The 13781-nt window shown below is 61.2% G+C and carries 13 protein-coding genes; 7 read left to right on the top strand and 6 right to left on the bottom strand.

What is annotated here, in order from left to right:
- Nucleotides 1-2: 2 nt before the first annotated feature.
- From bhcB to ROS217_RS04510, 7 genes are all read left to right on the top strand, one after another.
- Nucleotides 3-971, top strand: coding sequence for a beta-hydroxyaspartate dehydratase BhcB (gene bhcB, locus ROS217_RS04540; protein ID WP_009816497.1), 969 nt, complete (start codon nt 3-5; stop codon nt 969-971).
- 68 nt (nt 972-1039) lie between these two features.
- Entirely contained in the window at nt 1040-2203 is a 1164-nt protein-coding gene (gene bhcC, locus ROS217_RS04535) for a 3-hydroxy-D-aspartate aldolase BhcC (RefSeq protein WP_009816496.1), read from the top strand.
- 11 nt (nt 2204-2214) lie between these two features.
- The gene (bhcD, locus tag ROS217_RS04530) at nt 2215-3216 is read left to right on the top strand and encodes an iminosuccinate reductase BhcD (protein ID WP_040651090.1); all 1002 of its coding nucleotides are present in this window, start codon (nt 2215-2217) and stop codon (nt 3214-3216) included.
- 201 nt (nt 3217-3417) lie between these two features.
- Entirely contained in the window at nt 3418-4731 is a 1314-nt protein-coding gene (gene ugpB / locus ROS217_RS04525; RefSeq protein WP_009816494.1) for a sn-glycerol-3-phosphate ABC transporter substrate-binding protein UgpB, read from the top strand.
- 37 nt (nt 4732-4768) lie between these two features.
- Nucleotides 4769-5650 carry a sn-glycerol-3-phosphate ABC transporter permease UgpA gene (gene ugpA, locus ROS217_RS04520; RefSeq protein WP_009816493.1) on the top strand — a complete coding sequence of 294 codons (882 nt, stop codon included), beginning with the start codon at nt 4769-4771 and terminating at the stop codon, nt 5648-5650.
- 20 nt (nt 5651-5670) lie between these two features.
- Nucleotides 5671-6507: a sn-glycerol-3-phosphate ABC transporter permease UgpE gene (ugpE, locus tag ROS217_RS04515; RefSeq protein ID WP_009816492.1), complete on the top strand. Its 837-nt coding sequence runs from the start codon at nt 5671-5673 to the stop codon at nt 6505-6507.
- 5 nt (nt 6508-6512) lie between these two features.
- Entirely contained in the window at nt 6513-7562 is a 1050-nt protein-coding gene (locus tag ROS217_RS04510) for an ABC transporter ATP-binding protein (protein ID WP_009816491.1), read from the top strand.
- Nucleotides 7563-7809: 247 nt separating this feature from the next.
- Here ROS217_RS04510 and ROS217_RS04505 read toward each other — a convergent pair whose 3' ends face one another.
- Genes ROS217_RS04505 through ROS217_RS04480 form a run of 6 tightly spaced genes read right to left on the bottom strand, consistent with a single transcriptional unit; the run spans nt 7810 to nt 13735 of the window.
- A complete protein-coding gene (locus ROS217_RS04505; RefSeq protein ID WP_009816490.1) occupies nt 7810-8217 on the bottom strand; it encodes a Na+/H+ antiporter subunit G in 408 nt (135 codons plus the stop codon).
- A gap of 10 nt (nt 8218-8227) precedes the next feature.
- Nucleotides 8228-8497 carry a K+/H+ antiporter subunit F gene (locus ROS217_RS04500; protein WP_009816489.1) on the bottom strand — a complete coding sequence of 90 codons (270 nt, stop codon included), beginning with the start codon at nt 8495-8497 and terminating at the stop codon, nt 8228-8230.
- On the bottom strand, nt 8494-8985 hold the full coding sequence (locus ROS217_RS04495) for a Na+/H+ antiporter subunit E (protein WP_009816488.1): 492 nt from the start codon (nt 8983-8985) through the stop codon (nt 8494-8496). Before ROS217_RS04495 ends, ROS217_RS04500 begins: the two co-directional genes overlap by 4 nt.
- Nucleotides 8986-8998: 13 nt before the next feature.
- Nucleotides 8999-10510, bottom strand: coding sequence for a monovalent cation/H+ antiporter subunit D (locus ROS217_RS04490; protein ID WP_009816487.1), 1512 nt, complete (start codon nt 10508-10510; stop codon nt 8999-9001).
- Entirely contained in the window at nt 10507-10860 is a 354-nt protein-coding gene (locus ROS217_RS04485) for a Na+/H+ antiporter subunit C (RefSeq protein ID WP_009816486.1), read from the bottom strand. Before ROS217_RS04485 ends, ROS217_RS04490 begins: the two co-directional genes overlap by 4 nt.
- 1 nt (nt 10861) lies before the next feature.
- The gene (locus ROS217_RS04480) at nt 10862-13735 is read right to left on the bottom strand and encodes a monovalent cation/H+ antiporter subunit A (RefSeq protein ID WP_009816485.1); all 2874 of its coding nucleotides are present in this window, start codon (nt 13733-13735) and stop codon (nt 10862-10864) included.
- Nucleotides 13736-13781: the final 46 nt, after the last annotated feature.

The following is a 13781-nucleotide window of genomic DNA, read 5'->3' as shown; positions in this document are numbered from 1 at the left end:
ACATGCTGGATCAACGCATCGCAAGCGATCTGACCATTGACGACATGCGCGCCGCGCATGAGCGTATCAAACCCTACATCCACCGCACGCCTGTGCTGACCTCGTCCTTTCTCAACGACCTGACCGGGGCGGAACTGTTCTTCAAATGCGAGAACTTCCAAAAGGCCGGTGCCTTCAAGGTGCGCGGTGCCTCCAACGCGGTCTTTGGTCTGACCGACGCGATGGCGGAAAAGGGTGTGGCAACCCACAGCTCTGGCAATCATGCGCTGTCGCTCAGCTATGCCGCTGGGCGGCGAGGCATCCCCTGCTACGTGGTCATGCCCCGCACCGCCCCGCAGGCGAAAAAGGATGCTGTGCGGGGCTATGGTGGCATCATTACGGAATGCGAGCCATCAACCACCAGCCGCGAAGAAGTATTTGCCAAGGTTCAGGCCGAAACCGGCGCGGAATTCGTCCACCCCTACAACGACCTGCGCGTCATTGCCGGTCAGGCCACCTGCTCTGCCGAACTGCTGGAACAGGTGGATGGGCTGGATGCCGTGATCGCCCCAATTGGCGGTGGCGGCATGGTGTCGGGCACCTGCCTCACGCTCTCGAATCTGGCACCGCATGTCAAAATCTATGCCGCAGAGCCGGAACAGGCGGACGACGCCTATCGCAGCTTCAAGGCGGGGCACATCATCGCGGATGACGCGCCTGAGACCGTGGCCGATGGCCTCAAGGTGCCGCTCAAGGAAAACACCTGGCATTTCGTCAGCCACAATGTCACCGACATTCTGACCGCCAGCGAAGAGGAAATCATCGACGCGATGAAACTCACCTGGAAGCGGATGAAGATCGTGATCGAGGCAAGCTGCGCCGTACCTCTTGCCACCATCCTCAAAAACCGCGAGGTTTTCGCGGGCAAGCGCGTGGGTGTGATCATCACCGGCGGCAATGTCGATCTCGACACGCTGCCGTGGATCAAATGACCAATTTCCTTCGGTGCGCGATCCTCGCGCGCCGCAACTGAACAACCCGTAATCTGGGAGGATATCCGATGAAAGACACGATCAATCTCGACGAATTCGAAGTGGGCTATGACATTCCCGCCCTGCCGGGCATGGACGAATCCGACATCCAGACGCCCTGCCTTGTGCTCGATCTCGATGCGCTGGAACGCAACATCAAGAAGATGGGCGATTGGGCCCGCGATCATGGCATGCGCCACCGTGTCCACGGCAAGATGCACAAATCCGTTGATGTGGCGCTCCTGCAAGAAAGCCTTGGTGGTGCCTGCGGCGTCTGCTGCCAAAAGGTCAGCGAGGCCGAGGTGTTCGCCCGTGGTGGCATCAAGGACGTTCTCGTGTCGAACCAGGTCCGTGATCCCGCCAAGATCGACCGTCTGGCGCGGATGCCGAAACTGGGCGCGCGCACCATCTGCTGCGTCGATGATCTGACCAATGTGGCGGATCTCTCGGCGGCCGCGCAAAAGCATGGCACCCAGATCGAATGTCTGGTGGAAATCGACTGTGGCGCAGGCCGCTGCGGTGTGACCACTACCCCCGCCGTGGTGGAAATCGCCAAGGCCATCGACGCCGCACCGGGCCTCAAGTTCGCGGGCATTCAGGCCTATCAGGGCGCGATGCAGCACATGGACAAATACGAGGACCGCAAGGCCAAGATCGACCTCGCCGTGGCACAGGTCAAGGATGCTGTCGACACGCTCAAGGCCGAGGGGCTCGAGTGTGACATCGTCGGCGGTGGCGGCACCGGCAGCTACTATTTCGAGGGCAACTCGGGCGTTTATAACGAGCTTCAGTGTGGCTCTTACGCCTTTATGGACGCCGATTATGGCCGCATCCTCGACAAGGATGGCAAGCGTATCGACCAGGGCGAATGGGAAAACGCGCTCTTCATCCTGACCTCCGTCATGAGCCATGCCAAGGCCGACAAGGCCATCGTTGACGCGGGCCTCAAGGCGCAGTCGGTCGACTCGGGCCTGCCGGTCATCTTTGGCCGCACCGATGTGCAATACGTCAAATGTTCGGACGAACATGGCGTCGTTGCCGATCCCGATGGCGTGCTCAAGGTAAACGACAAGCTGCGCCTCGTTCCCGGTCACTGCGATCCGACCTGCAACGTGCATGACTGGTATGTCGGCGTGCGGAACGGCAAGGTCGAAACCGTGTGGCCGGTCTCGGCACGCGGTCGGGCCTACTAAGGGCTGGCATGATGAATACCCAGAACGAAGTGTCCGCCGACGGTTTCGTGATCGTCGGCGAGGAAATCTGCCAGAAAATCATCAGCCGCGCGGATGCCTTTGGCGCGGTCGAGGCGGTGTTTGCCGCCATGGCGCGCGGCGATGCCTATAACTTTCCGGTCGTCCGCGAGGCGATTGGCCATGCCGACGCGCTCTATGGCTTCAAGGGCGGGTTTGACCGCTCTGGCCTGTCGCTGGGCCTCAAGGCCGGGGGCTATTGGCCGGGCAATATGGACAAGGGGCTGACCAACCATCAGTCCACCGTGTTCCTGTTCGATCCCGATACCGGGCGGCTCTCTGCGCTGGTGGGCGGCAACTATCTGACCGCGCTGCGCACGGCGGCCTCGTCTTCGGTTTCCATCGCGCATCTGGCGCGTAACGACTCCAAGGTTCTGGGCATGGTCGGCGCAGGCCACCAATCCACCTTCCAATTGCGCGCCGCCGTCGAGCAGCGTGCCTTTGAAAAGGTCGTGGCTTGGAACCCGCATCCCGACATGCTGCCGCGCCTTGGCGCTGTGGCCGAGGAGCTGGGGCTGGAGTTTGAGGCCGTCACCCAAGAAGAGCTGGGCGCGCAGGCCGATGTGATCATCACGATCACCTCCGCGTTTGAGCCGCTGATGATGGCCGATTGGGTCAAACCCGGCACCCATATCGCCTGCATGGGCACCGATACCAAGGGCAAGCAAGAGGTCGATCCGGCGCTCTTCCAGCGTGCCGCCGTCTTTGCTGATGAAATCGCGCAGTCGATCAGCATTGGCGAGGCACAGCATGCGGTCGGCAAGGGTCTGATTGCCGAGGCTGACATTACCCCCATCGGGGCCGTGATCAACGGCACCCATACCGGGCGCAGCAATGCCGAGGAAATCACCCTCTTTGACGGCACCGGCGTGGGGCTTCAGGATCTCGCCGTGGCCTCTGTCGCGGCCAAACTGGCGCGCGAACAAGGGCTGGTGACACCCATCACCCTAGGCTGATCCGCGTTAACTGTTTGTTTCGACGCAATTTCGAACCGAAAAAGTCCATGAGCTTTTTCTGAAATTGCTTCATAACAGTTTGGTGAAATTTGCACAGGCAGCCGTTACCACGGTTGCCTGTTCTCTTTTTACGTGTAGCTTGACCGCGCAAGACGCGGCGGGACGGGTTGATCCGGGCACGCGTTCCACAGGGAGGATCAGATGTCTAAATTCGCTTTTGGCGCCATTCTTGCCGCCACCACGGCCCTCGCGCCGCTCGCCGCCGCCGCTCAGACCGAAATCCAGTTCTGGCACGCATTCACCGGGCGGCTGGCCGAATTGCTCGATGAACAAGTCGCAGGCTTTAACGCCGGTCAGAGCGATTACAAGGTCACCGCATCGCCCAAGGGCAACTATTCCGAGGCGCTCAATGCCGGGATCGCCGCCTTTCGCGCGGGCGAGCAGCCGCATATCCTCCAGGTGTTCGAGGTTGGCACCGCCAGCATGATGGCCGCCAAGGGCGCAATCAAGCCGGTGTATGAGGTGATGGCCGAGTCGGGCTTGCCCTTCGACCCGGAGGCGTATCTGTCCGCCGTGACCGGCTATTACACCACCGCCGAAGGTCAGATGCTCTCGCTGCCCTACAACTCTTCCACACAGGTTCTCTATGTGAACCGCGACGCGCTGTCGGGCGCAGGCATCGACCCTGATACCGATCTCAGCACTTGGCAGAACGTCGATACGGTTCTGGGCCAACTCAAAGAGGCGGGCCATGCCTGCCCCTATACCACCTCCTGGCAGAGTTGGGTGCATCTCGAGAGTTTCTCGGCCTATCACAATGTCCCCTTCGCCACGCAGGCCAATGGCTTTGACGGCTTGGATACCGAACTGGTGTTCAACGGCCCGCTTCAGGTGCAGCATATCGCCAAGCTGGGGGAATGGGCCAAGGACGGCAAATTCATCTACGCCGGTCGCCGCAATGAGGCGGGTGCCAATTTCCGTGGCGGCGATTGCGCGCTCTTTACCGAGAGCTCGGCAGGCTACGCCGGCGTCAAAGCCGAGGCTCAGTTCGATTTCCAGATCCGCCCGCTGCCCTATTGGGACGGTGTCGAGGGCGCGCCGCAGAACACCATCATCGGCGGGGCCTCGCTCTGGGTGATGCAGGGGCACGAGCCCGAAGAATACACGGCTGTCGCCGCCTTCCTCAACTATCTCTCCTCGCCCGAGGTGCAGGCGCAATGGCACCAGAACACCGGCTACCTGCCCATCACCTCCGCCGCAGCCGAGGTGACGCGCGCCGCAGGGTTCTATGAGGCCAACCCCGGCACGGACATTGCCGTAACCCAGATGACCAGCAAGGAACCGACCGAGAATTCCAAGGGTCTGCGCCTTGGCTCTTTCGACCAGATCCGCGCCATCATCGACGAAGAGCTAGAGGCGGTCTGGTCCGGTGACAAGGACGCGCAGGCGGCGCTGGATACGGCCGTGGAACGCGGCAACCAACTGCTGCGCCGGTTCGAACAAGCCAACCGCTGAGTCACGTTGGGGCCGGGCAACCGGCCCCTGACCGCGCATGGAAAAACGTGTCACGTTCAAAGGCTGGCTCTTGCCGCTCTGCCTCATTGCCCCGCAGGTGTTTATCTCTGCGGTGTTCTTCTTCTATCCGGCAGGGCAGGCGGTCTGGCAGTCGCTCTTCATTCCCGATCCCTTCGGCCTCTCGTCGCAATTCGTGGGGCTTGGAAATTTCGAATACCTGCTCGGGGACCCCTATTACCGCGCGTCTTTCCTGACCACGGCGGTGTTTTCCACGCTGGTCACTCTGGCGTCGATGATCCCGGCGCTGTTTCTCGCGGTCATGGCCGACCGGCTGGTGAAATCGGCTGGCACCTACCGCACGCTGCTGATCTGGCCCTATGCGGTGGCCCCGGCCATCGCCGGGGTGCTCTGGATGTTCATGTTCAACACCCGCGTCGGCGTGGTGTCGTGGTATCTGGGGCAGTTGGGCTATGACTGGAACCATGTGCTGAACGGGACCGAAGCGATGGGATTGGTCGTCGCCGCCTCTGCATGGGGGCGGATCAGCTATAATTTTCTGTTCTTCTTTGCCGCCCTTCAGGCCGTGCCCCGCTCGATCATCGAGGCCGCCGCCATCGACGGCGCGCGCTTCTGGCGGCGGTTCTTTACCATCGTGCTGCCGCTCTTGTCGCCCACCACCTTCTTTCTGCTGGTGGTCAACATCGTCTACGCCTTCTTCGAGACCTTCGGCGTGATCCACACCATCACCGCCGGCGGACCGCAGCAATCCACCACCATCCTCGTCTACAAGGTGTTTTCCGACGGGTTCGTCAGTCAGGATCTCGGCTCCAGCGCGGCGCAATCCGTGATCCTCCTATTGGTCGTCGGCCTGCTCACCGTGCTGCAGTTCAAATATATCGAAAAACGGGTGCATTACTGATGGCCCGCGAGATCACAGGCATGGTCGAGCGGCGCGGTTTTGGCCTCTGGCTCACGCATCTGGTGATGATTGCGGGCGTATTGGTGATCTTCTTCCCGATCTGGCTGGCGTTCGTGGCCTCGACCGTCACGCAGCCCGAAATCGTGCGCCCGCCGATGCCGCTCTGGCCCGGTGACCAACTGATCGAGAACTACACCGCAGCCCTCTTTGCGGGCGTCAACGTGCCGGTGCTGACCATGCTGGGCAACTCGCTGATCATGGCGGTGGGCATTGCCGTGGGCAAGATCATCATCTCGCTCACCTCGGCCTTTGCCATCGTCTATTTCCGCTTTCCGGGGCGCAACATGTTCTTCTGGCTGATCTTTCTCACCTTGATGCTGCCCGTCGAGGTGCGCATCGTGCCCACCTATGAGGTGATCGCTGGCTTTGGCATGCTCAACAGCTATCAGGGTCTGATCTTTCCGCTCATCGCCTCTGCCACCGCGACCTTTCTCTTTCGCCAGTTCTTTCTCACCATCCCCGATGAATTGGCCGAAGCGGCCCACGTCGACGGTGCCAGCCCGATGCAGTTCTTCTGGGATATCCTCCTGCCGATGAGCCGGACAAACATTGCGGCGCTCTTCGTGATCCTCTTCATCTATGGCTGGAATCAATATCTCTGGCCGCTTCTGATCACCACGGACCCCTCGATGAACACCATCGTCATGGGCATCCGCCAGATGTTCCCGTCGGGCGATGACGTGGCCGATTGGCCGGTGATCATGGCCACCTCGATCCTTGCAATGATCCCGCCGGTGGTGGTGGTCATCTCGATGCAGAAACTCTTTATCCGCGGCCTTGTGGACAGCGAGAAATAGACGATATGGCAACCGTATCCCTCGACAATATCAAGAAACGCTTTGGTCCGACCGAGGTCATTCAGGGTGTCAGCCTCGACGTGGCCGATGGAGAATTCATCGTCATCGTCGGACCCTCTGGCTGTGGCAAATCCACCCTCCTGCGCATGGTCGCGGGGCTCGAGACGATCACCGAGGGGGAATTGCGCATCGGCGACCGCCGCGCCAATGATCTCGAACCGATGGACCGCGACATCGCCATGGTGTTCCAGAATTACGCGCTCTATCCGCATATGAGCGTGGCGCAGAACATGGGCTATGGCCTCAAGATTGCGGGCCTGCCCAAAGCCGAGATTGCGACCAAGGTGGCTGACGCGGCCAAACTCCTGCAACTGACCGAACTCCTTGATCGCAAACCCCGGCAGCTTTCGGGCGGTCAGCGCCAGCGTGTCGCCATGGGGCGCGCCATCGTGCGTGCGCCCTCGGTGTTCCTGTTCGACGAACCGCTCTCAAATCTTGATGCCAAGCTGCGCGTGCAGATGCGGCTGGAAATCCGCGAATTACAGGCGAAATTGGGCATTACATCGCTCTATGTCACCCATGATCAGGTCGAGGCGATGACCATGGCCGACCGTATGATCGTGATGAATGCGGGCCGCGCCGAACAGATCGGCACGCCTTTGGACGTTTATGAACGCCCCGCGACGCTCTTTGCCGCGCAGTTCATCGGCAGCCCGTCGATGAATGTGCTCGAGGTCGAGGGGCGCGACGGCGCGCTCTGGCTCGGCGACATGCGCCTACCCAATCCCACAGGCCATATCGGTCCCGTCATGCTCGGGCTCAGACCCGAGCATCTGACGCCCGACCCAGAGGGCGCAATTGTGATGCAGGTCTTGCTCGCCGAACCCTTGGGTGCCAACACGCTGCTGCACGGCAAACTGGCCACGGGCCAAGGCTTTACCGCCAGCTTGCCGGGGGTGCATGCGCTCTCGCATGGTGGCGAGACCCTGCGACTCTCGATTTCGCCTGCCAATATGCATCTGTTTGACACGGCGACAGGCGCGCGGCTGGGGTGAGTTTGGCGTGAAGGCGACATTGGCCCCAAGCGATAAGCCGCGCGGAATCAAGCCCGAAGGGCGCCGCGCGATCGCTGGGCCGTCCGGCGGCCTAGCGATTTGGAGGGGTCACGCAACTCTTTGAGGTTATACGGGATTTTCTGGCATAAAGTGGCAGTTCCCATGGTCGAATCGCTAGTCCCCGGCCCAGTGATCGCGCGACTCACCGCTTGGGGCCAATGTCGCCCTCACGAGCACGGCCTCTACCCTAGCGCGTCACCTCTTCTGCCTCCGCTGCCGCTGCCGCGGCCTCGATCCGCGCCCGTTCGGCATCGCTTTCATAACTGGCCCAAGGTCGATCTGTGCCAGTTGGCGGCAAATCGCCGGGTTTATGCAACAGATGCAGATGCGTCTTGGCAATGAAATGCCCGGTGATCGGCGCGGTCAGAAGCAGGAACAACACGATCATGAATTCGTGAAACGAAAGCTGCCCGACCTTGAAATAGAAAAACAACATCGAGGCAACCAACGCCCCGCCCACACCCAGGGTCGTCGCCTTGGTCGGCGCATGCAGCCGCATCATCGGATCGGGCAGCTTGATCAACCCAAATGACCCGACCAGGCCAAACACGCCGCTGATCACGAGGCAGGCCGAAATGAGAATATCCACTACCATGATCCGCCCCCTATTCGATGATATCGCCGCGCAGCAAAAAGCGCGTGTATGAAACAGTCGAGATAAAGCCGGTCATGGCAATGATCATCGAGGCCTCGAAATACATCGTCGTGCCCTTGAGAATGCCGAACAGCGCCAGCAATGCGATCATGTTCACCACCATCGTATCCAGCGCCAGAATCCGGTCACCCACGGTGGGCGAGCTGATCACCCGGAATATGTTGAGCAGCAATCCCAGCCCGAAACAGCCAAAGGCGAAAAAGAGCGTGTATTCGATCATTCGAAAATCTCCATGAGCCTGCGTTCATAGCGCGCCTTGATGTCATCGCGCACCGCATCCGGGTCAGGCGCATCCAGACAATGCACAAGCAGGCTGCGGCCATCCGCCGACAGATCGCTCGACACCGTGCCGGGCGTCATGGTGATCGTGCCCGCCAGCACCGTGATCGCCTCCGGTGTCCGAAGCTCGAGCGGAATCGAAATCCAGGCTGGCTTGGTGTTGGCATTGGTCTTGAACAGGATGATCATCGCCACCTGCACATTGGCGACGCAGATATCCCAGAGCACGATCAGCACATATTCCACGATTCGCGGCAGGCTCGACAGGCGCGGCCGGTTGGGCCAGTAGGGCGAGGTGATCACCGGGATGATCAACCCGAGGATTGTTCCCAGCACCAGATTGCCAAAGGTCAGCTTGTTCACCAGCATCTGCCAGACCACGATCAGGGCCAGTGTCAGGAACGGATGGGGCAGGATCTTGCGCAGCATCGTCTTTCCTCTCTCAACCACCGTTCAACACGGCGGCGATATAGCCCTCGGGCGTGTGCAACTGCACCGCCGTCGCCTCGATATACCCCATCACCGGACCGGCCAGCACCGACAGCGCCACGATCCCGCCCAGCATCACAAAACACGCGACCAACGGCAACGCAGGTTGTGGGGCAGGGGCCGGTTCTTCGCCGGTCTCGGGCGCCACCTTCCAGAAAATCGCACTGCCAGCCTGACCAAAGCCCACGATCGCCACCAGCGAGGTGACAAGGATCACGGCCCAGATCAACCAGACCTCATCCATCCCGCGCACGGCATCGAGAATGAGCAGCTTGCCGACGAATCCCGACAGCGGCGGCATCCCTGCCATAGCAATCGCCGCGCCAAAGAAGAGCGCCGCGATCATCCCGTGCTGCGCCATGCGTGGTCCGGGCTGCATCGCGCCACCCATCGGCCCACGCCGCTCGCGCACCAGATCGACCACAAGGAACAAGAGCGCCCCCGTCAGTGTCGAATGGATCATGTAATAGAGCGCCGCCGCCGTCGTCTCGGGCCGGAACCCGGACAGCGCAATCAGCATCGTGCCCATCGACCCGATAGCAGCGAACGCGGCCAGTCGCCCAAGGCGTTTCGCCCCGAGAATACCGACCATCCCAACCACCAGCGTGATCAACGCCGCATAGATCAACAACTGATCAATCAGATCGGCTGTCGCCCCCAGATCGGGGCCAAACACCAGCGTATACATCCGCAGGATCGAATAGGCCCCCACCTTGGTCATGATGGCAAAGAGGGCGGCCACCGGGGCAGGGGCCTCGGCATAGGTCTCAGGCAGCCAGAAATGCAGCGGCAAAAGCGCGGCCTTGATCGCAAAGACCAAGAGCAGGAGCACGGCACCGACGCGCAACAGCGCCCCATCCTCAACCGGAATTTCCGCCGCCCGCACCGCGAGATCGGCCATGTTGAGCGTGCCCGTCACCGCATAGAGCGTGCCAAGCGCAAAGAGAAACAGGGTCGAGCCAAGCAGATTGTAGATCACATATTGCACGCCCGCCTTCAGCCTGCGCCGCCCGCCGCCGTGGATCATCAGACCATAAGAGGCAATCAGCAGCACCTCAAAAAACACAAAGAGGTTGAACGCATCGCCGGTCAGAAACGCGCCGAAAATACCCATCAACTGAAACTGATAGAGCGCGTGAAAATTGTTGCCGCGTTGGTCCCATCCGGTGCCCACGGCATAGAGCAGCACCACCAGCGCCAGCACCGCCGTCACTAGCACCATCAGCGCCGACAGCCGGTCGAGAACCAGAACGATGCCAAAGGGCGCGGGCCAGTTGCCCAGTTCATAGACCTCGATTGCCCCGCTTGATGCCTGCATCGTCAGGCCAATCGCCACCACCAGCACGGTCGCAACGCCTGCGATGGAAAACACCCGCTGCAAGGGTGGATGATGCCGCATTGCCAGCGTGAGGATCGCGGCCAGCACAGCAGGCAGCACGACCGGGGCAATAATCCAGTGGCTCATGCCTCATTCTCCTGCTCGGGCGGCGTCTCGGGGCCGATATTTACACTGTCGTCGCGCGACGAGAGAAACGATCCCAGCGCCAGCATTACCACGACGGCTGTCATGCCGAATGAAATCACGATGGCCGTCAGCACCAGCGCCTGCGGCAGCGGATCGGTATAGGTCTCGACCCCCTTTTGCAAAACGGGGGGCATATCGACCACCAGCCGCCCGGTGCCAAACAGGAACAGGTTGACCGCATAGCTGAGCAGCGAAATGCCGATGATCACCGGAAAACTGCGGAGCCGCAGCACCAGATAGAGTCCCCCGGCGGTCAAGAGGCCGATTGCGCTTGCAAACAAAAGTTCCATATCAGGCCTCCCCCTCGGACGGCGCGTCATTGCGGGCCGGGTTGATGTCCATCGGAAAGACGTTGACCGTTTCCCCCGTGCGCCGCGCCATGCTCGACAGGCTGTTGAGCGCCAGCATCACAGCCCCGACCACGGTCAGGAACACGCCGGTGTCAAACGCCATCGCCGTGGCCCATTCGAATTCCTCGATCGGGGGGAAATGCAGATAGCCGTAATCCGAGGTCAGGAACGGACGCCCGGCCAGCCAGGCGCCAATCCCGGTCACAGAGGCGATCAGAACCCCTACACCGATGGTCGCATGATAGGTCACACGCTGCCGCGACTCCGCCCAGGCAAAGCCCGAGGCCATGTATTGCATCAGAAACGCAATCGCCACGATCAGACCGGCGATAAACCCGCCGCCCGGCTCATTATGGCCGCGCAGGAATATATAGGCGCCCACCATCAGTGCGATGGGCATCATCACGCGGGTGGCGACCACCATCATCAGCGGGTGACGGTCACCCGCCTCGGCATAACGTTGTGCCTTCCACGTCGACAGCCAGCGCCCACCGGGGCCCTTGAGCACGGTCTCGGTCAGCGCAAAAATCACCAGCGCCGCGATCCCCAGAACGATGATCTCGCCATAGGTATCAAAGCCACGGAAATCGACGAGAATCACATTGACCACATTGGTGCCGCCGCCGCCCTTGTAGGAATTGGCCAGATGAAAGACCGAAATGCTCTCGGCTGCGAAATCGCGCAGCAGAATGGCGTAGGTCAGGCCGGTAACGGCAACGCCACCCACCACGGCAATCGCCGCATCGCGCATCCGCCGTGCGACGCTGCTTTCGATCGGAGTCTCGCGCGGCAGGAAATTCAGCGCCAAGAGCAGAAGGATGATCGTCACCACTTCGACCGAGATTTGCGTCAGCGCAAGGTCCGGGGCCGAGAGATAGACAAAGCCCATCGACACGATCAGGCCCACAATCCCCATCAGCACCAGCGCCAGAAAGCGGTTGCGATGGAACGCCACCAGACAGATCGTCGCCAGCACCAGCAAGAGCCAGCCAATCGCAGGCAGCATCGTAATCGGCAGGGGGGCCCGCGTCGCCTCGGCCATGCTGCCGCCGGTAAAGGCCAACAGGCCCGCGCCGATCACCGTCACCGCGAAAATCGCGCCGTTGCGCGTCAGCGCGCCGTTGTGCACACCATCGGTCAAGACCGTGCTCGCTCGGGTCGCCGCCCGCGTGATCCCGTCAAAGATCACCTTGGCCTCCGGGCGCGGCGTGGCCAGCCAGAGCCGCATCAGCGGTGCATGCAGGGCCAGCAGGATGGCGCCGCCCAGAAATGCGAGACCCGACAGGAGGAGGGGCAATGTAAGCCCGTGCCAGATCTTGAGATGAAAGTCGGGCAGACCGCCGCCGGTCACGGCGCCGGCTGTGACCTTGACCAGCGGTTCGACCAGAAACGGCGCCACGCCGATGCCTATGACCAGCACCACCAGAAAGGCAGGGGCCGCCCACATGCCGAATCCCGGATCATGCGGATGAGACGGGTAATCGCTCCGCTCCGGTCCAAAAAAGACATGAGCAATGTAGCGGAGTGAATAGGCCACAGAGAAGAGCGTACCAATCGTGGCCAGAGCGGGAACCAGCCAGGGATTGCCCCACCAGACCGTGTGCGTCGCCTCTTCCAGCATCATTTCCTTCGAGAGGAACCCGTTGAGCGGGATGACGCCCGCCATCGACAGCGCCGCGATGGTGGCAATCCCGAAGGTGATCGGCATGAGGTGCCGCAATCCTCCCAGCCGCTTGATGTCGCGGGTGTGAGTCTCGTGGTCGATGATGCCTGCGGTCATGAACAGCGCCGCCTTGAAGGTTGCGTGGTTGATGATGTGAAACACCGCCGCGACCGCCGCCATCTTGGTGCCAAATCCCAGAAGCATGGTGATCAGACCCAGATGACTGACCGTCGAAAAGGCCAAGAGCGCCTTCAGGTCATCCTTGAAGAGCGCAATCTTGGCCGCCATTACCATAGTGATGAGACCGGTCGAGGCGACGATCCAGAACCATTCCGGCGTGCCCGCCAGCACCGGCCACATCCGCGCCATCAGGAACAGCCCCGCCTTCACCATCGTCGCCGAATGCAGATAGGCCGAGACCGGCGTCGGTGCGGCCATCGCATGCGGCAGCCAGAAATGGAACGGAAACTGCGCCGATTTGGTGAAACAGCCCAACAGGATCAGGATCAGCGCCGGCAGATACATCGGGCTTGCCTGTATCGCGTCCTTCTGCGTCAGGATCACGCTCAGGTCATAGCTTCCGGCGATATCCCCCAGGATCAGCATGCCCGCGATCATCGCAAGACCGCCCAGACCCGTCACCGTCAGCGCCATCCGCGCGCCCTGCCGCCCCTCGGGCAGATGCTTCCAGTAGCCGATCAGCAAAAACGACGACAGCGAGGTCAGTTCCCAGAACACCAGCAGCAACAGGATATTGTCGCTCAGGACAATCCCCACCATCGCGCCCTGAAACAGCAGCAGATAGGTGTAAAACTGCCCCATCGGATCTTCGCGCGACAGATAGAACCGGGCATAGAGGATGATGAGCAGGCCGATGCCAAGGATCATCCCGGCAAACAGCAGCCCAAGCCCATCCAGCATGAAATTCACGTTCAGACCCAAGGACGGCAGCCAGTCGATGCCAAAGGTCAGCACGTCGCCACGCATCACCGCAGGGGCTGAAAGCAACAGCAAGATGAGCGCAAGGATCGTCGGAGCGGCGGTAAAGGCAGCGCAGGTGTTTCGCCCTGCCTGAATCATCAACCCCGGAAAAAGCGCACCCAAAAAGGGCAGCACCGCGATGATCGGCAAAAAGCCTCCGGCGTTCTCCATGCGTGTCCTGCCCCCCTGTCCCTGTTATCTGCCTCGGCTACAGCAC

This window comes from Roseovarius sp. 217, assembly GCF_000152845.1.
Classification (GTDB): domain Bacteria; phylum Pseudomonadota; class Alphaproteobacteria; order Rhodobacterales; family Rhodobacteraceae; genus Roseovarius.
Note: the sequence above shows the minus strand (reverse complement) of the source record. Positions and strands in the feature narration are given on the sequence as shown.

Coding starts and splice junctions, on each gene's coding strand:
- bhcB (WP_009816497.1), top strand. CDS start 3: ATGCTGGATCAACGCATCGCAAGCGATCTGACCATTGACGACATGCGC.
- bhcC (WP_009816496.1), top strand. CDS start 1,040: ATGAAAGACACGATCAATCTCGACGAATTCGAAGTGGGCTATGACATT.
- bhcD (WP_040651090.1), top strand. CDS start 2,215: ATGAATACCCAGAACGAAGTGTCCGCCGACGGTTTCGTGATCGTCGGC.
- ugpB (WP_009816494.1), top strand. CDS start 3,418: ATGTCTAAATTCGCTTTTGGCGCCATTCTTGCCGCCACCACGGCCCTC.
- ugpA (WP_009816493.1), top strand. CDS start 4,769: ATGGAAAAACGTGTCACGTTCAAAGGCTGGCTCTTGCCGCTCTGCCTC.
- ugpE (WP_009816492.1), top strand. CDS start 5,671: ATGGTCGAGCGGCGCGGTTTTGGCCTCTGGCTCACGCATCTGGTGATG.
- ROS217_RS04510 (WP_009816491.1), top strand. CDS start 6,513: ATGGCAACCGTATCCCTCGACAATATCAAGAAACGCTTTGGTCCGACC.
- ROS217_RS04505 (WP_009816490.1), bottom strand. CDS start 8,217: ATGGTAGTGGATATTCTCATTTCGGCCTGCCTCGTGATCAGCGGCGTG.
- ROS217_RS04500 (WP_009816489.1), bottom strand. CDS start 8,497: ATGATCGAATACACGCTCTTTTTCGCCTTTGGCTGTTTCGGGCTGGGA.
- ROS217_RS04495 (WP_009816488.1), bottom strand. CDS start 8,985: ATGCTGCGCAAGATCCTGCCCCATCCGTTCCTGACACTGGCCCTGATC.
- ROS217_RS04490 (WP_009816487.1), bottom strand. CDS start 10,510: ATGAGCCACTGGATTATTGCCCCGGTCGTGCTGCCTGCTGTGCTGGCC.
- ROS217_RS04485 (WP_009816486.1), bottom strand. CDS start 10,860: ATGGAACTTTTGTTTGCAAGCGCAATCGGCCTCTTGACCGCCGGGGGA.
- ROS217_RS04480 (WP_009816485.1), bottom strand. CDS start 13,735: ATGGAGAACGCCGGAGGCTTTTTGCCGATCATCGCGGTGCTGCCCTTT.